28 protein-coding genes are annotated in these 19021 nt (G+C 62.0%); 2 read left to right on the top strand and 26 right to left on the bottom strand.

Translation table 11 applies throughout. The annotated features are described in order from the left end of the window. Positions 1–17: 17 nt before the first annotated feature. The 26 genes from ACZ1JM_RS17130 to ACZ1JM_RS17005 form a co-directional block, all read right to left on the bottom strand. Positions 18–1178: an ankyrin repeat domain-containing protein gene (locus ACZ1JM_RS17130; protein WP_465133548.1), complete on the bottom strand. Its 1161-nt coding sequence runs from the start codon at positions 1176–1178 to the stop codon at positions 18–20. A gap of 214 nt (positions 1179–1392) precedes the next feature. Continuing rightward, complete coding sequence (rpmD, locus tag ACZ1JM_RS17125) at positions 1393–1569, bottom strand: 50S ribosomal protein L30 (RefSeq protein ID WP_008993502.1); 177 nt, start codon at positions 1567–1569, stop codon at positions 1393–1395. Positions 1570–1574: 5 nt separating this feature from the next. Next, positions 1575–2312, bottom strand: coding sequence for a 30S ribosomal protein S5 (gene rpsE, locus ACZ1JM_RS17120; protein ID WP_465133547.1), 738 nt, complete (start codon positions 2310–2312; stop codon positions 1575–1577). Positions 2313–2314: 2 nt separating this feature from the next. Then, positions 2315–2653: a 50S ribosomal protein L18 gene (rplR, locus tag ACZ1JM_RS17115; RefSeq protein ID WP_465133546.1), complete on the bottom strand. Its 339-nt coding sequence runs from the start codon at positions 2651–2653 to the stop codon at positions 2315–2317. Further along, entirely contained in the window at positions 2653–3186 is a 534-nt protein-coding gene (rplF, locus tag ACZ1JM_RS17110; protein WP_465133545.1) for a 50S ribosomal protein L6, read from the bottom strand. Before rplF ends, rplR begins: the two co-directional genes overlap by 1 nt. After that, positions 3186–3581, bottom strand: coding sequence for a 30S ribosomal protein S8 (rpsH, locus tag ACZ1JM_RS17105; protein ID WP_007682156.1), 396 nt, complete (start codon positions 3579–3581; stop codon positions 3186–3188). Before rpsH ends, rplF begins: the two co-directional genes overlap by 1 nt. Before the next feature lie 10 nt (positions 3582–3591). After that, positions 3592–3897, bottom strand: coding sequence for a 30S ribosomal protein S14 (rpsN, locus tag ACZ1JM_RS17100; RefSeq protein WP_465133544.1), 306 nt, complete (start codon positions 3895–3897; stop codon positions 3592–3594). 26 nt (positions 3898–3923) lie between these two features. Next, positions 3924–4505, bottom strand: coding sequence for a 50S ribosomal protein L5 (rplE, locus tag ACZ1JM_RS17095; RefSeq protein ID WP_465133543.1), 582 nt, complete (start codon positions 4503–4505; stop codon positions 3924–3926). Continuing rightward, complete coding sequence (rplX, locus tag ACZ1JM_RS17090; protein WP_465133542.1) at positions 4498–4815, bottom strand: 50S ribosomal protein L24; 318 nt, start codon at positions 4813–4815, stop codon at positions 4498–4500. The genes rplE and rplX overlap by 8 nt, the downstream gene beginning before the upstream one ends. Further along, positions 4815–5183, bottom strand: a complete 369-nt coding sequence (rplN, locus tag ACZ1JM_RS17085) for a 50S ribosomal protein L14 (RefSeq protein WP_021233436.1) — start codon at positions 5181–5183, stop codon at positions 4815–4817. Before rplN ends, rplX begins: the two co-directional genes overlap by 1 nt. A 160-nt stretch (positions 5184–5343) precedes the next feature. Beyond that, complete coding sequence (rpsQ, locus tag ACZ1JM_RS17080) at positions 5344–5613, bottom strand: 30S ribosomal protein S17 (protein WP_465133541.1); 270 nt, start codon at positions 5611–5613, stop codon at positions 5344–5346. Positions 5614–5625: 12 nt separating this feature from the next. Beyond that, on the bottom strand, positions 5626–5832 hold the full coding sequence (gene rpmC / locus ACZ1JM_RS17075; protein ID WP_465133540.1) for a 50S ribosomal protein L29: 207 nt from the start codon (positions 5830–5832) through the stop codon (positions 5626–5628). Then, positions 5829–6263, bottom strand: coding sequence for a 50S ribosomal protein L16 (gene rplP, locus ACZ1JM_RS17070; RefSeq protein ID WP_021233439.1), 435 nt, complete (start codon positions 6261–6263; stop codon positions 5829–5831). Before rplP ends, rpmC begins: the two co-directional genes overlap by 4 nt. Positions 6264–6284: 21 nt before the next feature. Further along, complete coding sequence (gene rpsC / locus ACZ1JM_RS17065; RefSeq protein ID WP_465133539.1) at positions 6285–6980, bottom strand: 30S ribosomal protein S3; 696 nt, start codon at positions 6978–6980, stop codon at positions 6285–6287. 3 nt (positions 6981–6983) lie between these two features. Continuing rightward, on the bottom strand, positions 6984–7361 hold the full coding sequence (gene rplV / locus ACZ1JM_RS17060) for a 50S ribosomal protein L22 (RefSeq protein ID WP_465133538.1): 378 nt from the start codon (positions 7359–7361) through the stop codon (positions 6984–6986). Further along, positions 7358–7639, bottom strand: coding sequence for a 30S ribosomal protein S19 (gene rpsS / locus ACZ1JM_RS17055; RefSeq protein WP_465133537.1), 282 nt, complete (start codon positions 7637–7639; stop codon positions 7358–7360). Before rpsS ends, rplV begins: the two co-directional genes overlap by 4 nt. A 6-nt stretch (positions 7640–7645) precedes the next feature. Further along, positions 7646–8482, bottom strand: a complete 837-nt coding sequence (rplB, locus tag ACZ1JM_RS17050; RefSeq protein ID WP_007682167.1) for a 50S ribosomal protein L2 — start codon at positions 8480–8482, stop codon at positions 7646–7648. Positions 8483–8486: 4 nt separating this feature from the next. Beyond that, positions 8487–8798: a 50S ribosomal protein L23 gene (locus ACZ1JM_RS17045; RefSeq protein WP_465133536.1), complete on the bottom strand. Its 312-nt coding sequence runs from the start codon at positions 8796–8798 to the stop codon at positions 8487–8489. Continuing rightward, the gene (gene rplD / locus ACZ1JM_RS17040) at positions 8791–9417 is read right to left on the bottom strand and encodes a 50S ribosomal protein L4 (RefSeq protein WP_465133535.1); all 627 of its coding nucleotides are present in this window, start codon (positions 9415–9417) and stop codon (positions 8791–8793) included. Before rplD ends, ACZ1JM_RS17045 begins: the two co-directional genes overlap by 8 nt. A gap of 2 nt (positions 9418–9419) precedes the next feature. After that, a complete protein-coding gene (rplC, locus tag ACZ1JM_RS17035; RefSeq protein WP_465133534.1) occupies positions 9420–10175 on the bottom strand; it encodes a 50S ribosomal protein L3 in 756 nt (251 codons plus the stop codon). A gap of 349 nt (positions 10176–10524) precedes the next feature. Next, entirely contained in the window at positions 10525–10836 is a 312-nt protein-coding gene (gene rpsJ / locus ACZ1JM_RS17030; RefSeq protein ID WP_007011873.1) for a 30S ribosomal protein S10, read from the bottom strand. Between the two features lie 211 nt (positions 10837–11047). Continuing rightward, positions 11048–12238, bottom strand: coding sequence for an elongation factor Tu (gene tuf, locus ACZ1JM_RS17025; protein ID WP_465133533.1), 1191 nt, complete (start codon positions 12236–12238; stop codon positions 11048–11050). A 114-nt stretch (positions 12239–12352) separates the two neighbouring features. Beyond that, positions 12353–14437: an elongation factor G gene (fusA, locus tag ACZ1JM_RS17020; RefSeq protein ID WP_465133532.1), complete on the bottom strand. Its 2085-nt coding sequence runs from the start codon at positions 14435–14437 to the stop codon at positions 12353–12355. A gap of 122 nt (positions 14438–14559) precedes the next feature. Beyond that, positions 14560–15030 (bottom strand): 30S ribosomal protein S7, encoded by a 471-nt coding sequence (gene rpsG / locus ACZ1JM_RS17015; protein ID WP_404482273.1) that lies wholly within the window; start codon positions 15028–15030, stop codon positions 14560–14562. Between the two features lie 91 nt (positions 15031–15121). Next, positions 15122–15493: a 30S ribosomal protein S12 gene (gene rpsL / locus ACZ1JM_RS17010; RefSeq protein ID WP_007682177.1), complete on the bottom strand. Its 372-nt coding sequence runs from the start codon at positions 15491–15493 to the stop codon at positions 15122–15124. Positions 15494–16002: 509 nt separating this feature from the next. Beyond that, complete coding sequence (locus tag ACZ1JM_RS17005; RefSeq protein WP_465133531.1) at positions 16003–16572, bottom strand: hypothetical protein; 570 nt, start codon at positions 16570–16572, stop codon at positions 16003–16005. 526 nt (positions 16573–17098) lie between these two features. Here ACZ1JM_RS17005 and ACZ1JM_RS17000 point away from each other — a divergent pair. Beyond that, positions 17099–17935: a hypothetical protein gene (locus tag ACZ1JM_RS17000; protein WP_465133530.1), complete on the top strand. Its 837-nt coding sequence runs from the start codon at positions 17099–17101 to the stop codon at positions 17933–17935. A gap of 219 nt (positions 17936–18154) precedes the next feature. Beyond that, positions 18155–19018: an OmpA family protein gene (locus ACZ1JM_RS16995; RefSeq protein ID WP_465133529.1), complete on the top strand. Its 864-nt coding sequence runs from the start codon at positions 18155–18157 to the stop codon at positions 19016–19018. Positions 19019–19021 lie beyond the last annotated feature (3 nt).

The following is a 19021-nucleotide window of genomic DNA, read 5'->3' as shown; positions in this document are numbered from 1 at the left end:
AGCTTGCCATCCCTGCCTCAGCTACCTCCGCCAAAGCCGACCAACAGTTTGGCAGTTTCCGGAACGCGGGTGCCGAATGCGTCCCGAGCCGGAGCCCAACGTACGATCTCAACCGCCAAACCGCACAGTTCCTTGTCGAAACCGGGAGAAATCGAGACCGGATCGATGGTGCAAGCCGTAGTATTACCGCGTTCGTCCACCTGAAAATTCAGATCATGGCGCGCGAAGGGCTCACGCGCGAGGATCGTGGCATACCGTTCCTTCAACTCCGTCAGCGCATGATTGAATTCCGAAAGGCTGGCATCGTCCCAGCGCGGCTTCTGACGCAACGTAGCGAATTCTTCCTCGGTCACCAGCGGACGCATCCTGCGGATGACGCCATACCAGCGCATGACGCGAGCCACCTGCAAGGGCGATTCGCGATCGATCAGCGTCTGGCATGCGGCACCCTTCGGGCTTGCCTTCGCGCGTAGAAGAGCTTCGGCGGCGGGCCAGCGATGATAGGCGACTGCCCACGCCAGCGGAGTCATCCCGAACAAATCAGGCGCATTGACGTCTTGTTTTTCGCGGCCAAGCAGTGCCTCTATGTCGGAGACTGATCCCCGACGCGCCGCTGCCCCCAGGCCATGCGCCATCCGCGCCGTTCCCAGCTCCACGAACCCGTATGGCTGGACAATCCCCGCATCGGGATTTTCCGGCTGAGGCAACGGCTGCCCCGCCTTGTCACTGGCCCGGCAAACATCGGCATAGGGGTACCGTGGGTCGGCGAGCATCGCCGCGTTATAGCGCCGCCCAAAGCCGGTCACCGCGTCATCCGGCAATTTGGCATAGGGGCGCGCCACCTCTTCCGGCACGAACGCCAGGGCACGCACCGTCCACGGCGAAAGCCCCCCCAACAACCGACATTCGACGCCATAGGACGTTGTCGTTATTCCATGCTCGTTGGTCGCTGCGACCAGTCGGAAGTCGCCTTTGTCAAGGGCTTGGTGCGCTTCGGCCACCGCGTTCGCCGTGCCATTGGCAACGCGCTTGCGAAGACGCTTGTCGCTGCGACGCAGGGCTTCGAGAAACGCGGTATCACCCCGATTGTCGTCGCATTGAGCGAGCGATGTCCCCTCTACCGTTAGAACATCATCACGATCCCGATTGGCGCATGACGCCCCGGTTATGGCTATCATAGCTAGGACCGACACGGTCAAAAGTCGCTTGCCGATCAAGAATTGTCCCCGAGTGGAATTACCGGCCCCTGCATCAGGGCTTGCGCGAATTGGCTCTGCGAATAGCACAGCCTCGCTGTGGCGGAAGAGGGTTGTCACCACGGTGTTACATACGAAAAGGCCCCGGCGTTTCCGCCGAGGCCCTTCGTTAGTCCGTGTTCCGAGCCTGATCGGCTCAGTCTACGATAGCGACCATGTGCGGAAGCTTGGCGATGGCACCGCGCACTTCGGCGGTGTCTTCGCGTTCCACGACGCGGTGCATCTTGCCCAGGCCAAGACCGATGAGGATCTTCTTCTGGCTTTCCGGACGACGGATCGGGGAGCCGATCTGCTTGATCTTGATCTTCGCCATACTGCTTACTCCACGATGGCTTCAGCGGCGGCCTCGGCCTCCACTTCGGAAGCACCACCACGGCCCAGCAGGTCCGCGATCTTCTTGCCACGACGCTGGGCAACCGACTTCGGCGAAGTCTGATCAGTCAGCGCGTCGAACGTGGCGCGGATCATGTTGTACGGGTTCGACGTGCCCACCGACTTGGTGACGACGTCTGCGACGCCAAGGCTCTCGAACACGGCGCGCATCGGACCACCGGCGATGATGCCCGTACCGGCAGGGGCCGTACGCACGTTCACCTTGCCGGCGCCGAAGTGGCCTTTGCCGTCGTGATGGAGGGTACGGCCCTCCTTCAGCGCGACGCGGATCATCTTCTTCTTCGCCGAAGCCGTCGCCTTGGTGATCGCTTCGGGAACTTCGCGTGCCTTCGAGTGACCGAAGCCTACGCGACCTTTGCCGTCACCGACCACGACCAGTGCCGCAAAGCCGAAACGCTTGCCGCCCTTGACCGTCTTGGAGACGCGGTTGATGTGCACCAGCTTCTCGATCAGTTCTTCGCCCTGATCTTCGTCGCTGCGTGACCCGCCACGGCGGTCGTCACGACGTCCGCCCCGGTTGCCGCCACGGTCATTCCCGCCGCGATCGTTGCCGCCACGGCCACGGCCGCCGCGACCACGTCCACCCTCACGGGCTTCCTGCGGAGCGCCACCCTGGGGGGCTTCAGCCGCGATCGGCTGCTCGTTGTTGTTTTCGTCTGCCATGATCAGAACTCCAGCCCGCCTTCACGGGCGGCATCGGCCAGCGCCTTGACGCGACCGTGGTACAAAAAGCCACCGCGGTCGAACACGACAGAGGTAATGCCAGCCTTCACGGCTGCCTCGGCCAGTTCCTTGCCAACGCGGGTAGCAGCGTCGATGTCAGTGCCCTTGGCGCCCAGCGTGTTCGCTGCTGCGACTGTACGGCCCTGCGCATCGTCGATGATCTGCGCGTAGATGTGGCGGCCGGTGCGATGCACCGACAGACGGGGACGACCACCCGAGCGCGCCTTCAGCGCGGTACGGACGCGGCGCGCACGGCGCGCGAAGAGAGACAGCTTTGCCATTACTTCTTCTTCCCTTCCTTGCGGAAGACGAACTCGCCACGATAGCGGATGCCCTTGCCCTTGTAGGGCTCGGGCTTACGCCAGCGGCGAATTTCGGCCGCAAGCTGGCCGACCTTCTGCTTGTCGATACCGGAGATTTCGACCGTGGTGTTGTCCGGGGTCTTCACCTCGATGCCTTCCGGCACCGCGATGTCGACATCATGCGAATAGCCAAGCTGCAGCTTCAGGGTCTTGCCCTGCGAAGCGGCGCGGTAGCCGACGCCCTTGATCTCCAGGACCTTGGTGAAGCCGTTGGTAACGCCTTCGATCAGGTTCGAAACCAAAGTGCGCTGGAGGCCCCAATGGCTGCGCGACGACTTCGAATTGCCGATGGGCTGAACCGCGATGGTTTCACCCTCAACCGACGTGGTGACGAGGTCGGACAGGCCAAGGGTCAAAGTGCCCTTGGGACCCTTCACCGACAGCACGCGATCGTTGATCTGAGCGGTTACACCGCCCGGGATCGCGACCGGCTTTTTACCGATGCGGCTCATCAGAAGACCTCCGCAAGCACTTCGCCACCGACGTTCGCGGTGCGGGCTTCGGCATCCGAAAGCACGCCGCGCGGGGTCGAGACGATGGTGATACCAAGGCCATTGCGCACGATCGGAAGTTCCTTGGAACCCGAATAGACGCGGCGGCCCGGCTTGGAGACGCGAGCGATGTGCTTGATGGCGGGCTCGCCTTCGAAGTACTTCAGCTCGATGCGAAGCTGCGGGTGAGCGCCGGTTGCGTCGTCGGAGAAGCCACGGATGTAGCCCTCGCGCTGAAGCACTTCCAGGACGCGCGCACGAAGCTTCGAGGCCGGCGACAGGACGGTGTCCTTCTTCGCCTGCTGGCCGTTGCGGATGCGGGTGAGCATATCACCCAGGGGATCGGTCAATGCCATTTTCTAACCCTTACCAGCTCGACTTGGTCACGCCGGGGATCATCCCCTTGTTGGCGAGATCGCGCAGCTCGATGCGGCACAGGCCGAACTTGCGGTAGTAACCGCGCGGACGACCGGTCGTGGCGCAGCGGTTGCGAACCCGGGTGGGGTTGCCGTTGCGCGGGATCTCGGCCAGCTTCAGACGGGCAATGAGGCGCTCGGTCTCTTCGAGCGACTGATCGTCCGCGATCGCCTTGAGACGCGCGTACTGACCTGCATATTTCTTGACGAGCTTCTTGCGACGCTCATTCTTGTTCACGGAACTCAGTTTCGCCATGGACTTAAGCTCTCTTCCTCAGCGGCTCACGCCGCCTCCTTCTGTTCCGACTCTTCAGCCGGGAACGGGAAACCAAACAGACGCAGCAGCTCGCGCGCTTCGTCGTCGGTCTTCGCGGTGGTGGTGACGATGATGTCCATGCCACGCACCTTGTCGATCTTATCGTAGCTGATCTCGGGGAAGATGATCTGCTCTTTAAGACCCATCGCGTAGTTGCCGCGACCGTCGAAAGACTTCGGGTTCAGGCCACGAAAGTCGCGGATGCGAGGCATCGCGATGGTGACGAGACGATCAAGGAACTCGTACATGCGCTCACGGCGGAGCGTCACCTTGCAACCGATCGGCATGCCTTCGCGCAGCTTGAACTGGGCGATCGACTTGCGCGCCTTGGTCACAACCGGCTTCTGGCCAGCGATAAGTTCCATCTCGGCAGCGGCGGTCTGGACCTTCTTCTTGTCCTGGCTCGCCTCGCCAACGCCCATGTTGAGCGTGATCTTCTCGATCCGAGGAACTTCCATCGCGTTCTTGTAACCGAACTTCTCGGTCATCGCCTTCGCGATTTCAGCGTCGTACTTGGAGCGCAGACGCGGAATGTACTGCTCAGCCATCGATGGTCTCCCCGGACTTTACGGCCACGCGGACCTTCTTGCCGTCCTTGGTTTCAAAACGAACGCGGGTCGGCTTGCCGTCCTTGTCCGCAACCGCGACCTTGCAGATCGCCATCGGCGCCGGCATACGGTCGATGCCACCCTGCGGGTTGGCCTGCGTCGGCTTGCGGTGACGGGTCGAGACGTTCACGCCTTCGACGACGACCTTGCCGTCCTTGGGCTGAACCTGCAGCACCGTGCCGGTGCGGCCCTTGTCCTTGCCCGACAGAACGACGACCGAGTCGCCCTTCTTGATCTTAGCGGCAGCCATTACAGCACCTCCGGCGCGAGCGAGATGATCTTCATGAAGCCGCGGCCACGAAGTTCGCGGACCACGGGGCCGAAGATACGAGTGCCGATCGGCTCCTCGTTCTTGTTGATCAGCACGGCAGCGTTGCTGTCGAAACGGATCACGCTGCCGTCGGTACGGCGCACATCCTTGCGGGTGCGCACGATGACGGCGCGGTGCACGTCGCCCTTCTTGACGCGAGCACGCGGCTGCGCTTCCTTCACCGACACCACAATGATGTCGCCGACGCCTGCGAAACGACGCTTCGAGCCACCCAGCACCTTGATGCACTGGACGCGCTTGGCGCCGCTGTTGTCCGCGACGTCGAGATTGGATTGCATCTGGATCATCGATCCGGGTCCTTCTCAACTGGCTTGCCGGAACCAGTCCGGCAGTTCCTAAAAATACAGGCCCCCGAAGAGGCCCGAGTCGCCCGCGACGAGCGAAGGCGGCCCTTTGCCGCATTCACCCGCCCAGGTCAACTCACTGCACGTCGCCGAAGGGGAGGTCTCAGACCTCTGCTTCGTAGGCCGTGCCCTTGCTCGCCTGAAGACGGTCAAGAACCTTCCAGGTCTTGGTCTTCGAGTAGGGCGACGTCTCCTCGATCCGGACACGCTCTCCGGTCTTGAAGGCGTTGTCCTCGTCGTGGGCGTGATACTTCTTCGAACGGCGGATGATCTTCCCGTAAAGCGGGTGCTTCACCTTGCGCTCGACGAGCACGGTCACGGTCTTGTCCGTCTTGTCGGAGACGACGGTCCCGCTAAGAATACGCTTGGGCATCGTTGCTTCTCCTTACGCCTTCGCCGAACCGGAACGCTCAGCCTGGAGCGTCTTGATACGGGCGATGTCGCGACGGACTTCCTTGATGCGTGCCGGACGCTCGAGCTGGCTCGTGGCGGCCTGGAAACGCAGGTTGAACTGCTCGCGCTTAAGATCGACGAGATCAGCCGTCAGCTGGTCGTCGGTCTTTGCACGCAGGTCTTCGGTCTTGGCCATCATTCGCCTCCCAGGTGAGAGGTGTCACCCAGGCGGGCGACGACCTTGGTCTTGATCGGCAGCTTCATCGCGGCGCGGCTGAACGCTTCAGCAGCGAGCGGGCCGGCAACGCCGTCGAGCTCGAACAGGATACGGCCGGGCTTGACGCGGGCCGCCCAGTATTCGACCGAACCCTTGCCCTTACCCTGACGGACTTCGGCAGGCTTCTTCGAAACCGGCACGTCCGGGAAGACGCGGATCCAGAGGCGACCCTGGCGCTTGATGTGACGCGTGATCGCGCGGCGAGCCGCTTCGATCTGGCGGGCGGTTATCCGCTCCGGCTCGAGAGCCTTCAGGCCGTAGGAGCCGAAGTTCAAGTCGGTGCCACCCTTGGCATCGCCCTTGATCCGGCCCTTGAAAGCCTTGCGGAACTTGGTCTTTTTCGGTTGCAGCATGGTGCTAACTCTATCCTAGACTCAACGGGCCGGACGGACGCCGGAGGTCTGAGCCTCCATCATCAGTCGATCCTGGGCCGTCGGGTCATGGCCAAGGATCTCGCCCTTGAAGACCCAGACCTTGATGCCGATGATGCCATAGGCGGTGAGCGCCTCGGCTTCCGCGTAGTCGATGTTCGCGCGCAGCGTGTGCAAAGGCACGCGACCTTCACGGTAATGCTCGACACGGGCGATTTCTGCACCGCCGAGACGGCCACCGCACATGATCTTCACGCCTTCGGCGCCAAGACGCATGGCAGACTGCATCGCACGCTTCATCGCCCGGCGGAACGCCACGCGGCGGATCAGCTGGTCGGCGATGCCCTGAGCGATCAGCTTCGCATCGACTTCCGGCTTGCGGATTTCGACGATGTTCAGCTTCACTTCGCTCGACGTCATCGCGGCAAGCTGCTTGCGCAGCTTTTCGATGTCCGCACCCTTCTTGCCAATGATCACACCGGGACGGGCCGCGTAGATCGAGATGCGGCAAAGCTTGGCCGGACGCTCGATCACCACCTTCGAGATCGCTGCCTGCGGCAGGGTCTCGATGATGAACTTGCGGATCTTGAGGTCTTCCTCAAGCAGCTTGCCGTAATCCCGGCCTTCGGCGAACCAACGGCTGTCCCAGGTACGGTTGATCTGCAGGCGCAGACCGATCGGATTGCTCTTATGACCCATGGATCAGGCCTCCTCGACTTCGCGAACGACGATCCGCAGGCGCGAAAACGGCTTCAGGATGCGGGTGGACTTGCCGCGACCACGAGCGTGGAAACGCTTCATGGTGATCGACTTGCCGACCGACGCCTCGGCGACGACGAGCGCGTCGACGTCGAGGTTGTGGTTGTTTTCCGCATTGGCGATTGCCGAAGCGAGCACCTTGCGGGCGTCCACGGCCATTGCCTTGGTCGAGAACGACAGGATGTTCATCGCGTCTTCGACACGGCGGCCACGGATCAGGGCAGCAACCAAGTTGAGCTTCTGGGCCGAACCACGAATGTTCGTGTTGACCGCAAGAGCTTCCTTGTCACCGACGCGGCGGGGGGCTGCTTGCTTGCTCACTTGCGCTTGCCCTTCTTGTCGGCGGCGTGGCCGGGGAACGAGCGGGTAGGAGCGAACTCACCCAGCTTGTGACCAACCATGTCCTCGTTGACCGAGACCGGGATGAACTTGTGTCCGTTGTAGACCGTGAAGGTCAGGCCAACGAACTGCGGAAGGATGGTGGAACGACGCGACCAGGTCTTGATCGGGCCACCACGGTTGCCGGCATCCTGCGCGACTTCAGCCTTCTTGAGAAGGTAGAGGTCAACGAAGGGGCCTTTCCAGACGGAACGTGCCATCGTGACTTACCTCTTCTTCTTGGCGTGACGCGAACGGATGATGAGCTTGTCCGTCTGCTTGTTGTTGCGAGTGCGAGCACCCTTGGTCGGCTTGCCCCACGGGGTGACCGGGTGACGGCCGCCCGAGGTACGGCCTTCACCACCACCATGCGGGTGATCGACCGGGTTCTTGGCGACACCACGCGTCAGCGGACGACGACCCAACCAGCGCTTGCGGCCGGCCTTGGCAAGGGTCTGGTTACCGTTGTCGGGGTTCGACACGGCACCCACGGTCCCCATGCAATCGCCACGCAGGTAACGCTGCTCGCCGGAGTTGAGGCGCACGATGACCATGCCGCGGTCACGACCGACAACCTGGACATACGTACCTGCCGAGCGCGCTATCTGGCCGCCCTTACCCGGCTTCATCTCGACGTTGTGGCAGATCGTGCCGACCGGCATCTGCGACAAAAGCATGGCATTGCCAGGCTTCACGTCCGTCTTCTCGCCGGCGACAACGACGTCACCCACGGCAAGACGCTGCGGAGCGATGATGTAGGTCTGCTCACCGTCGGTGTACTTCACGAGGGCAATGAAGGCCGTGCGGTTGGGATCGTATTCGATCCGCTCCACGGTGGCTTCCATGTCCCACTTGCGACGCTTGAAGTCAATGAAGCGGTACTTCTGCTTGTGACCGCCAGCGATGCCGCGCGAGGTCACGTGACCCTTGTTGTTGCGGCCGCCGGTCTTGCTCTTGCCTTCGGTCAGCGCCTTGAGGGGCTTGCCCTTCCAAAGCGACGACTTGTCGACGAGGACCAGGCCACGGCGCGCCGGGCTGGTCGGGTTATATTTCTTCAGTGCCATCGGATCAGCCCCGCACGCCTTCGGTCACGTCAATCGACTGACCTTCGGCCAGCGTGACGATCGCCTTCTTCACGTCGCTGCGGCGGTATTCCCTACCGCGCCAGCGCTTGGTCTTGCCCTTGGTGACCAGGGTGTTGACGCCAGTTACCTTGACATCGAACAGCGCCTCGACGGCCGCCTTGATCTGGGGCTTGGTCGCTGCATCAGCCACCTTGAAGACAACCGCGTTATGCTCGGAGAGCAGGGTCGACTTCTCGGTGATGTGCGGCGAGAGGATCACGTCGTAGTGACGGATGTCCACGTTGCTCTTAGCCATTGAAACGCGCCTCCAGCTTCTCGACAGCGGCGCGCGTCAGCACCAGCGTATCATGCTTCAGGATGTCGTAGACATTGGCGCCGACAGCGGGAAGCACGTTGACGCCAACGATGTTGCGGGCTGCGCGGGCGAAGCCCTCGTTGACCTGCTCACCGTCTACGACGAGAACCTTCTTGCCGAAGTTCGCTTTGGCGAGCTGACCGGCGAGGACCTTCGTCTTGGCATCGGTGATGTCGAGCGTGTCGACAACCACGAGGCCATTCTGAGCCTTCGACGACAGAGCCATCTTGAGGCCGAGCGCGCGGATCTTCTTGTTCAGCGAGATGTTGAATTCGCGGCGACGAGCACCATGAGCCTTACCACCGCCGATGAACACGGGAGCGGCGCGATCGCCGTGACGGGCGGTGCCGCCACCCTTCTGACGACCGAACTTCTTGCCGGTACGTGCGACTTCCGAACGCTCGCGAGTGGCGCGGGCGATGCCGCGACGGTTCTCGAGCTGCCAGGTGACGACGCGGTGCAGGATGTCGGCGCGCGGCTCGAGGCCGAACACGTCGTCCGAAAGTTCGATGTCGCCGTTAGCGGCCGAACCGTCGATGTTGAGGACCTGAACCTTCATGATTAGCCCTCCTGGCTTTCGGTCGCTTCAGGCGCCGCCGTTTCAGCAGGCGTGTCGGCAGCGGCCGTATCATTGGTGTTTGCAGCCGACTTGATACCGGCCGGGTACGGAGCCTCGGCGTGACGGGCAACCTTGACGGCGTCCGACACTGTGAGCCAGGCATTCTTCGAGCCAGGGACCGAACCCTTCACGAAGATCAGGCCACGCTCATCATCCACGCGGACGATTTCGAGGTTCTGCTGCGTGCGCTGGCGATCGCCCATGTGACCGGCCATCTTCTTGTTCTTGAAGACCTTGCCCGGATCCTGGCGGTTACCCGTCGAACCGTGTGCACGGTGCGAAATCGACACACCGTGGGTGGCACGCATACCGCCGAAGCCCCAGCGCTTCATAGCACCCTGGAAGCCCTTGCCCTGGGTGTGGCCGCCCACATCGACCAGCTGGCCCGGCACGAAGTGCGAGGCAGCGATCGTCGAGCCGACCTCGAGGAGGGCGTCGTCGGCGACGCGGAATTCCGCGAGGCGCATCTTGAGGGAAACTTCAGCCTTGGCGAAATGCTCGCGCTGCGGCTTGGCGACGTTCTTCTGCTTGGCTTCGCCTGCACCGAGCTGGACGGCAACGTAGCCGTCACGATCCGTGGTGCGAACAGAAACCACCTGGCAGCCTTCCAGGGCCAGGACAGTGACGGGCACATGGCGACCGTCCTCCTGGAACAGGCGGGTCATCCCGACTTTCTTGGCGATCACGCCGGTACGCATGACCTTACTCCTTACAGAGGCGTGCACGGGACCATCCCTCACACGCGTGTCCAACCCTGTTGTGATACGAACCCCGTCCGGGTCAGGTGCTCCCTGCCGATAAACAATCGGCGGAAGCGAGACGGGGGACGCATTCCCGGCACCGCACTAAGGCGGCAGCGGAGGTATCCCTTGTGTCCCCTTCGGTTTCCCGCCGGGGCGCTGTCTCTGCGGGTTTCTCCCCGCAAAGTCGATCATGGTGATCGACAAGGACAATCAGATCCGAAGATCCAAATTTCGCCTCGATCGTTTAATGTCCGATCGGAAAAGACATTCGAGGCGGTCTGTTCAACCGCCTCGCTAAGCCGGATCAGGCCAGCTTGATCTCAACGTTCACGCCGGCCGCGAGGTCCAGCTTCATCAGCGCGTCGACCGTTGCAGCGTTGGGCTGCACAATGTCGAGCAGGCGCTTGTAAGTGCGGACCTCGAACTGCTCACGCGACTTCTTGTCGATGTGCGGACCGCGGTTGACCGTGAACTTCTCGATCTTCGTCGGCAGCGGAATGGGGCCCCGAATGAGCGCGCCGGTGCGGCGGGCTGTATCTGCGATTTCGCCAGTCGCCTGGTCGAGAACGCGGTGGTCAAACGCCTTGAGGCGAATGCGAATGTTCTGAGCTTCCATTACCTACTACCGATGAGAAAGAGCCAATGGGCCGAAGCCCTCTTAAATTCGAGATGCGCCCCTACACGGCAGGGGCGAGTCGATCAAGGGGTATTGCAGAGATTCTACGGTGCCTTCGAAAATGCTGTTCACCGCCGCTAAACGCGAAAGGCCCGGCCCCTCTTCCGAAGGACCAGGCCAATCACTGTAGCCGTAGCTTCAGATCAGCGAATTACTTCGTGATCTTGGCAACCACGCCCGAACCGACGGTGCGACCGCCTTCGCGGATAGCGAAGCGCAGGCCATCGTCCATGGCGATCGGAGCGATCAGCTTGACGCTGATGGTCACGTTGTCGCCAGGCATAACCATCTCGGTGCCCTCAGGGAGGATCACTTCGCCGGTTACGTCGGTGGTGCGGAAGTAGAACTGCGGACGGTAGTTGGCGAAGAACGGCGTGTGACGGCCACCCTCTTCCTTCGACAGAACGTAGACTTCTGCGTCGAACTCGGTGTGCGGGGTAACGGTGCCCGGCTTGGCGAGAACCTGGCCACGCTCAACGTCTTCACGCTTCAGACCACGAACCAGCGCGCCGATGTTGTCGCCAGCTTCACCCTGATCGAGCAGCTTGCGGAACATTTCGACGCCGGTGACGACGGTCTTCTGGGTGTTGCGGATGCCGACGACTTCGACTTCCTCACCAACCTTGACGATGCCGGTCTCAACGCGGCCGGTCACAACCGTACCACGACCCGAGATCGAGAACACGTCTTCCACAGGCATCAGGAACGACTTGTCGGTCGGACGCGGCGGCTGCGGGATGTAGTCGTCAACCGCCTTCATCAGCTCGAGGATCTTTTCCTTGCCGATGTTGTCATCGCGACCTTCAAGAGCGGCGAGAGCCGAACCCATGATGATCGGAATGTTGTCGCCGTCGAAGTCATACGACGAGAGCAGTTCGCGAACTTCGAGTTCGACGAGCTCGAGCAGCTCGGCGTCATCGACCTGGTCAACCTTGTTCATGAACACGACGAGCTGCGGCACGCCAACCTGGCGAGCGAGCAGGATGTGCTCGCGGGTCTGCGGCATCGGGCCGTCAGCGGCGTTCACCACCAAGATCGCGCCGTCCATCTGAGCAGCGCCGGTGATCATGTTCTTCACATAGTCGGCGTGGCCCGGGCAGTCGACGTGGGCGTAGTGACGCGCGTCGGTCTCGTACTCGACGTGCGCGGTGGAGATGGTGATGCCGCGCTCGCGCTCTTCGGGAGCCTTGTCGATGTTGGCGAAGTCAACGGCGGTGCCGCCGAATGCCTCAGCCATCACCTTGGTGATCGCGGCGGTCAGCGTGGTCTTGCCATGGTCAACGTGACCGATGGTGCCGATGTTGCAGTGCGGCTTGTTCCGCTCAAATTTAGCCTTGGCCATCTTTCAAACCTTCTTTCGTCTTGATTTCGAATCTGCGGGTTATCGGAGCGGAGCCCGCGGACGCAGGCGCCGCCCCTAGAACCATTCGTTTCTTCAGGCAAGCATTCTTGGCCGTCAGGCCAGCTTCTCCTTGACCTCAGCCGCGACGTTCGCCGGGACTTCGTCATAGTGAGAGAACTGCATCGAGTAGTTCGCGCGGCCCTGAGTGAAGGAACGCAGCGAGTTCACGTAGCCGAACATGTTGGCGAGCGGCACGTTGGCGTCGACCACCTGGGCGTTGCCACGGCTGTCGGTGCCCTGGATCTGACCACGACGCGAGTTGAGATCGCCGATGACGTCACCCATGAACTCTTCCGGGGTCACGACTTCGACCTTCATGATCGGCTCGAGCAGCTTGATGCCTGCCTTCTGTGCCACTTCGCGCATCGCTGCACGACCGGCGATTTCGAACGCCAGCGCGCTCGAGTCGACGTCGTGGTACGAACCGTCATACAGGACGATGTCGAAGTCGATGATCGGGAAGCCGACCAGCGAGCCCGAGGCAGCGGTTTCGCGCATGCCCTTTTCGATCGCGGGGATATATTCCTTCGGAATGTTACCGCCCTTGATCTCGTCCTTGAAGGTGATGCCCGAACCGCGCTCGCCCGGCGTGACCTTGACCTTCACGCGGCCGAACTGACCGGTACCACCCGACTGCTTCTTATGAGTGTAGTCAACGTCGACCGGCTTGCCGAGGTATTCACGGTAGGCCACCTGCGGTGCACCGACGTTGGCTTCGACCTTGAACTCGCGACGCATGCGGTCGACGATGATATCCAGGTGAAGTTCGCCCATGCCCTTGATGATGGTCTGGCCGGATTCGTGATCGGTCGACACGCGGAACGAGGGATCCTCAGCCGAGAGACGGTTGAGCGCAACGCCCATCTTCTCCTGGTCGGCCTTGGTCTTCGGTTCCACGGACAGCTCGATGACCGGCTCGGGGAATTCCATACGCTCGAGAACGATCGGCGCACGTTCGGCGCAGAGCGTGTCGCCCGTGGTGGTTTCCTTCATGCCGGCGAGCGCAACGATGTCGCCCGCGAACGACTCGTCGATGTCCTTACGATCGTTGGCGTGCATTTCGAGAATGCGGCCGACCTTCTCCTTCTTGCCCTTCACCGAGTTCAGGTAGGTGCCCTTGGTGAGCGTACCCGAGTAGATGCGGATAAAGGTGAGCGAGCCGACGAACGGATCGTTCATAACCTTAAAGGCGAGCGCCGAGAACGGAGCGTTGTCTTCGGGAGGACGGCTGTCCGGCTCGTCGGAGTCGACCTTGACGCCCTGCACGTCTTCGATGTCGAGCGGCGAAGGCAGGTAGTCGACAACGGCGTCCAGCAGAGGCTGCACCCCCTTGTTCTTGAACGCCGAACCGCAGACGACCGGAACGAACGCGTGACCCAGCGTGCCCTTGCGGATCAGCTTCTTCAGGGTGTCGACGTCAGGCTCGTTGCCTTCGAGGTACGCTTCCATCGCCTCGTCGTCCTGCTCGACGGCGAGTTCGATGAGCTTTGTGCGGTATTCGGCAGCTTCGTCGGCCAGGTCGGCCGGGATTTCTTCGTAGAAGAACTCGGCGCCGAGCGATTCGTCCTTCCAGACGATGGCGCGGTTGTGGACGAGATCGACGAGGCCCTTCAGGTCGGCTTCGAGGCCGATCGGAATGTAGAGCACTGCAGGCGTCGCACCGAGGCGGTCGATGATCGACTGTACGCAGTACTTGAAGTTGGCGCCGGTGCGGTCGAGTTTGTTGATGAAGCACATGCGCGGGACGCCGTACTTGTCGGCCTGGCGCCAGACGGTTTCGGACTGCGGTTCCACACCCGCGACGCCGTCGAAGCAGGCGACCGCGCCGTCGAGCACGCGGAGCGAGCGTTCGACTTCGATGGTGAAGTCCACGTGGCCCGGGGTGTCGATGATGTTGATGCGGTATTCCTGGCCTTCGGAGGTCCAGAAACAGGTGGTCGCTGCCGACGTGATGGTGATGCCGCGTTCCTGCTCCTGCTCCATCCAGTCCATGGTCGCGGCGCCGTCGTGCACTTCGCCGATCTTGTAGGACTTGCCGGTGTAGTAGAGGATACGCTCGGTCGTCGTGGTCTTGCCGGCGTCGATGTGCGCCATAATACCGATGTTACGGTACATATTGAGCGGATGGCTGCGTGCCATGGGAAGAATCCTTAGCGAGGGTTTGCAGGAGCGGAGGCGGCCTTCAGATAGACCTGCGCGCCCTGAAATAAAAGTGTGACGCCCGGATGACCGTTAAGGGCCACCCCGGCGCCACCATCACATTACCAGCGGTAGTGCGAGAAGGCGCGGTTCGCGTCCGCCATGCGGTGCGTGTCTTCGCGCTTCTTGACCGCGTTGCCACGGTTGTTGGCGGCATCGAGCAGTTCGCCCGAAAGACGCGCGGCCATCGTGGTTTCGGGACGGTTGCGAGCCGCGCCGATCAGCCAGCGGATGGCGAGAGCCTGCGAACGCTCGGGGCGCACTTCGACGGGGACCTGGTAGGTCGCACCACCAACGCGGCGCGAACGCACTTCGATCTGCGGCTTCACGTTGTTCAGCGCATCGTGGAACAGCTGGACCGGATCGGTCTTTGCGCGGGTTTCCATGGTTTCCATGGCGCCATAGACGATCTGCTCGGCGACCGACTTCTTGCCGTCGTACATGAGGTTGTTCATGAACTTGGACAGGATGAGATCCCCGAACTTGGGATCGGGCAGGATTTCCCGCTTCTCGGGACGACGACGACGTGACATCGTTGATATTCCTTGTTCTTTCGGGCGGGAGCGTGAGCATCACCGGCCGGTGAATTCGATACCGTTGCAGCCCTTTCAGGCCGCCACCAGCTCACTTGGGACGCTTGGCGCCGTACTTCGAACGGCTCTGCTTGCGATCCTTGACGCCCTGGGTGTCGAGCACGCCGCGCAGGATGTGGTAGCGAACGCCGGGAAGATCGCGGACGCGGCCGCCGCGGATGAGCACGACCGAGTGCTCCTGCAGGTTGTGTCCTTCACCCGGGATGTACGAGATGACTTCGCGGCTGTTGGTCAGGCGGACCTTGGCGACCTTGCGAAGCGCCGAGTTCGGCTTCTTCGGGGTGGTCGTGTACACGCGGGTGCAAACGCCGCGCTTCTGCGGGTTCTGCTCCATCGCAGGAACCTTGGACTTGGCCTTCTGCGGTTCGCGACCCTTGCGGATCAGCTGGTTGATAGTGGGCATCTATACTCTTCTTTCAAATGGGAGTGCGATGGATGCGCGCCGAGCCGAACAAATCGGCGCGGACCCATCGCACCCCGGCTTTGGTCACCGGGCCGGCGGGCGTTCGGGAAGGGAAGAGTGCAACGGGTTCACGCGAATGCCAAAAAGGCCCTGCCCTCCCGCCGTCCGGGAATACCCGGAAGACCATGGAGGCAAGGCGTTTCCACCTGCGTGAGCCGAAAAACACTCCACCCGGCACGAAAGCGCAACCGGATTACTCTGCCGCCCGACCGCCCGTCTGCCCGATTCGGTTACCCGAAATCAGTAGAAGGAACGCGTTTCCCGGCTAGCCAGCCGTGGCGGAAAACCGCCGCTGCCTTGCGGAAAACTGCCGGACCGGCAATGTTCAGCTCTATATCGTCCACCGCGAGCAGACCCGCGAGGGATGCGGGCCTGTAGGGGATTGGGGGGCGAGGGTCAAGGGATGAGAACAGGGCAAGGGACTTACGGGCGCGCCCCGCCCGCTCACCTCAGTCTCTCGCGCGAGCGATCGTCAGGGTCAATCGACCGTCGCCGTGAATGACGACAGGTTTGCTAGCAGGAGGCCTCACCTGAGTCTGAAAGCGGACAGTCTTGGTGCCGGCTTCGCCATTGGCGCAGGCCGGGTTTGCCGACAAGTCATCACTAAATGGGCGCGTGACCTCAGTGGTAATAGAGAGCAATTTGCTTTCCCGCTGCCCACTGAGACGAATGTTAAAGCTGGTGTTGATAACCTGGAAGCTACGCTCTCCGGGAGCTTCCGGCTGACACGAGTAAGTATCGGTTCGATTTTGGGAAATGGATGCGGCGTAACCAGAGTTCGCAATGTGCATCTCACCCTTCCAAACCAATTCGCTTCCTAATTGCAGAGCCACTTCATAAGCACCATTCGCAAGATAAGCGCCCTTCGCAACTGCTGGAGTTTCAATCGGGGGCGGAGAAAGATCGCTGAGATCGCTTGGATCGCTGGGCGAAGTACATACGAATCTCGCCCCGTCGACGATAGTTGATGGACACCACGAAGGGAGATATCCGGCCGACGGGGATACCATCACCGTCAATGTCGGAGCAGGCAGGGTAGGCTTTGCGTCTACAACTTTTGGCGGCTGGCTAGATGCGGGCTGCGCGGATGCTGGCGGGCTACCAATAGTGGCGAGCGAGGCCACAGAAGCTAGTATTGCGTACATGGTTCCCCCTTGTTTAGACACGTCTGGATCAAGGAAAAATGGTAACAGAGCGTTAATGCAACCCGTCGGTTAAACCGTTTTTGAACGAAATGGCAGCTTTCGCCCGTTGCTGACTGCAATGCCGTTGGCATTGTGACCGCGTCACTTAAAGGTGAGCGTGCGAAAACAGCCATGAATTGATAATTTGGAAGCGAATAAGGAAGTGGTGGCTGCATTTCGGTGGCACTGATCGTTCTAGTGAAATTGATAGCTAACTAGCGGTTACTTCCCCACCACATACGCCACTCGATCAAGTACAGCATGAGCCATCCGCAAAACCATTTTCCTACAGACCCCGCTTTGACATAAATAGATCCGCCATCGGGAACGTCCCTTCCATCTGTCTGGAGTGACCTGCCTCATGTCGCGATCCGATCTCTACCATCCGTACGCCGCCCCGTCGCCCGATGCCCTGGCCGACGCCTCGCCTCTGTCCGGGGATGGCGGGCCGCCTCCTGCCGTGGAGGCGACGGGGGCGGTGGCGTGTCTTGCCGTCAAGCCGTCGCACCGGACCTCGCGCGCCGCTTTCTTCGAAGAGCCGGTGGCGGAGGACGATCCGCTGCTGGGCTTTGCGCCCTATGTCCACGCGGCTCCCCGGCGCAACTCGATCACGCCGGACCGCCAGCGCGCGTTCGTCGCCGCGCTCGCCGCGACGGGGATCGTCACGCAGGCGGCGCGCCATGTCGGCGCCAGTCTGGAGGCACTCTACAAGCTGCGGCATCGCAAGGGCGCGGAAGGGTTCTCCGCCGCGTGGGACAAGGCGATCGACCGGGGAATGATGCGGCTGGAGGACTGCGCGCTGGAACGCGCGATCATGGGCGAGGAACGCCCGGTTGTCAGCATGGGCCAGGTCGTCACGACCTATACCCGCCACGATACCGCGCTGATGATGTTCCTGCTGCGCCACCGCGCCTCTCACCGCTATGGCCGGGAGGAGGAGCGCGATCCACAGCCCGGCTCTCCCGTCTACGAGCGGATACGCAAGCACATCCAGGGCGACGAACGATCGCTGGACGACGTGCGCGCGGCGATCTGGAAAAAGCTGGAAGCGCTGCGCCTCGAAGTCAAGGCTCGTCAGGAACGCGAGGCAGCCGAAGCGGCGGCCGCTGGCGAGGACGTTGCACCCAGCGAAACCGGTTGGCAGCAACACCAACGCAATGCTTCCCATATCAGTTCATCGCACGACGCGCTCAAATGAGCGGCAGATCGCGCCGAGTCCGCAAGGGCGTTCATGTGCCCGCAATGTTCAGCTTAACACGCAGGCCATCCCAACTGATCGAGCGCGGCCGGGAGCCGCCTCGGTCGATGAAGGTTTCATAGGGGGCTGACGGCGCGACACGGCGTCAGCGGAGGGGGGTGGCGCAGGGTCGCCCCTGTCTTGTGGGCCCCTGTAGGTCGAGTTTGAAGGAGTATCGCAATGAGTGTCATGTCCAGTAGCCCGAAGGTTCTGTTGATCGCCGCGATGATGGCGGGTGGCGCGGCGGGAAGCGTCTCCGCTCAGGACCAGGAAGGCGCCAACGTCACCGTTTCCGACACGACGCCCGCAGGTCCGGCGGTCAAGGGGCCGAACATCGAAGGCATCATCTCTGCCCGCAGCGGCGCGCGGATGCAGGTCACGGCAGAAGACGGCACCAAGACGGTCGTCACCATCACAGACGCCACCAAGATCACCGCCAGCGGCGGTTTCCTCAGCCTCAGCAAGAGCCGCCTCGCCGCAGCCTCGCTTTTGAACGGCCTGCCGGTGTCGGTGGACACGGTGCAGCAGGGCGGTGACCTTGTCGCCACCAAGATCGACATGAAGAGCAAGGATCTCAAGACGGCGACGATGATCCACAACGGCACCGACCAGCGCTTCAACGAACAGACCGCCGCCACCGACGCGCTGCGCAGCCGCATGGGCGACATCGACAAGTACAACGTCAAGGAAACCGTCAACGTCAACTTCGACACCGGCAAGTCGAAGCTGTCCGAACAGGGCAAGGCTGATCTCTGCGCACTGGCGACCAAGGCCGAAGGCATGGACAACGCGCTGCTGCTGGTCGTAGGCTACACCGACTCCACGGGTAGCGAAGACGTGAACCAGCGCCTGAGCGAACAGCGTGCGTCGCGCGTGGTCAACTACCTGCAGCAGATGTGCAAGTGGAAGCCCTACCGCATGCTGACGCCGACCGGCATGGCTGCCGCAGACCCGACGGCCAGCAATGACACCCCCGAAGGCAAGGCGCAGAACCGCCGCGTTTCGGTGAACGTCCTGGTCAGCAAGGGCCTCGACGGACTGTAAGGA

The sequence above is a fragment of the Novosphingobium sp. BL-S-24 genome, from assembly GCF_055521575.1.
The sequence above is the reverse complement of the archived record's forward strand: the minus strand, read 5'-3'. Positions and strand labels throughout refer to the sequence as shown.

What these genes read in the sequence shown, in the direction of transcription:
- ACZ1JM_RS17130 (WP_465133548.1), bottom strand. Translation starts at nt 1,178, where the DNA reads ATGATAGCCATAACCGGGGCGTCATGCGCCAATCGGGATCGTGATGAT.
- rpmD (WP_008993502.1), bottom strand. Translation starts at nt 1,569, where the DNA reads ATGGCGAAGATCAAGATCAAGCAGATCGGCTCCCCGATCCGTCGTCCG.
- rpsE (WP_465133547.1), bottom strand. Translation starts at nt 2,312, where the DNA reads ATGGCAGACGAAAACAACAACGAGCAGCCGATCGCGGCTGAAGCCCCC.
- rplR (WP_465133546.1), bottom strand. Translation starts at nt 2,653, where the DNA reads ATGGCAAAGCTGTCTCTCTTCGCGCGCCGTGCGCGCCGCGTCCGTACC.
- rplF (WP_465133545.1), bottom strand. Translation starts at nt 3,186, where the DNA reads ATGAGCCGCATCGGTAAAAAGCCGGTCGCGATCCCGGGCGGTGTAACC.
- rpsH (WP_007682156.1), bottom strand. Translation starts at nt 3,581, where the DNA reads ATGGCATTGACCGATCCCCTGGGTGATATGCTCACCCGCATCCGCAAC.
- rpsN (WP_465133544.1), bottom strand. Translation starts at nt 3,897, where the DNA reads ATGGCGAAACTGAGTTCCGTGAACAAGAATGAGCGTCGCAAGAAGCTC.
- rplE (WP_465133543.1), bottom strand. Translation starts at nt 4,505, where the DNA reads ATGGCTGAGCAGTACATTCCGCGTCTGCGCTCCAAGTACGACGCTGAA.
- rplX (WP_465133542.1), bottom strand. Translation starts at nt 4,815, where the DNA reads ATGGCTGCCGCTAAGATCAAGAAGGGCGACTCGGTCGTCGTTCTGTCG.
- rplN (WP_021233436.1), bottom strand. Translation starts at nt 5,183, where the DNA reads ATGATCCAGATGCAATCCAATCTCGACGTCGCGGACAACAGCGGCGCC.
- rpsQ (WP_465133541.1), bottom strand. Translation starts at nt 5,613, where the DNA reads ATGCCCAAGCGTATTCTTAGCGGGACCGTCGTCTCCGACAAGACGGAC.
- rpmC (WP_465133540.1), bottom strand. Translation starts at nt 5,832, where the DNA reads ATGATGGCCAAGACCGAAGACCTGCGTGCAAAGACCGACGACCAGCTG.
- rplP (WP_021233439.1), bottom strand. Translation starts at nt 6,263, where the DNA reads ATGCTGCAACCGAAAAAGACCAAGTTCCGCAAGGCTTTCAAGGGCCGG.
- rpsC (WP_465133539.1), bottom strand. Translation starts at nt 6,980, where the DNA reads ATGGGTCATAAGAGCAATCCGATCGGTCTGCGCCTGCAGATCAACCGT.
- rpsS (WP_465133537.1), bottom strand. Translation starts at nt 7,639, where the DNA reads ATGGCACGTTCCGTCTGGAAAGGCCCCTTCGTTGACCTCTACCTTCTC.
- rplB (WP_007682167.1), bottom strand. Translation starts at nt 8,482, where the DNA reads ATGGCACTGAAGAAATATAACCCGACCAGCCCGGCGCGCCGTGGCCTG.
- ACZ1JM_RS17045 (WP_465133536.1), bottom strand. Translation starts at nt 8,798, where the DNA reads ATGGCTAAGAGCAACGTGGACATCCGTCACTACGACGTGATCCTCTCG.
- rplD (WP_465133535.1), bottom strand. Translation starts at nt 9,417, where the DNA reads ATGAAGGTTCAGGTCCTCAACATCGACGGTTCGGCCGCTAACGGCGAC.
- rplC (WP_465133534.1), bottom strand. Translation starts at nt 10,175, where the DNA reads ATGCGTACCGGCGTGATCGCCAAGAAAGTCGGGATGACCCGCCTGTTC.
- rpsJ (WP_007011873.1), bottom strand. Translation starts at nt 10,836, where the DNA reads ATGGAAGCTCAGAACATTCGCATTCGCCTCAAGGCGTTTGACCACCGC.
- tuf (WP_465133533.1), bottom strand. Translation starts at nt 12,238, where the DNA reads ATGGCCAAGGCTAAATTTGAGCGGAACAAGCCGCACTGCAACATCGGC.
- fusA (WP_465133532.1), bottom strand. Translation starts at nt 14,437, where the DNA reads ATGGCACGCAGCCATCCGCTCAATATGTACCGTAACATCGGTATTATG.
- rpsG (WP_404482273.1), bottom strand. Translation starts at nt 15,030, where the DNA reads ATGTCACGTCGTCGTCGTCCCGAGAAGCGGGAAATCCTGCCCGATCCC.
- rpsL (WP_007682177.1), bottom strand. Translation starts at nt 15,493, where the DNA reads ATGCCCACTATCAACCAGCTGATCCGCAAGGGTCGCGAACCGCAGAAG.
- ACZ1JM_RS17000 (WP_465133530.1), top strand. Translation starts at nt 17,099, where the DNA reads ATGTCGCGATCCGATCTCTACCATCCGTACGCCGCCCCGTCGCCCGAT.
- ACZ1JM_RS16995 (WP_465133529.1), top strand. Translation starts at nt 18,155, where the DNA reads ATGAGTGTCATGTCCAGTAGCCCGAAGGTTCTGTTGATCGCCGCGATG.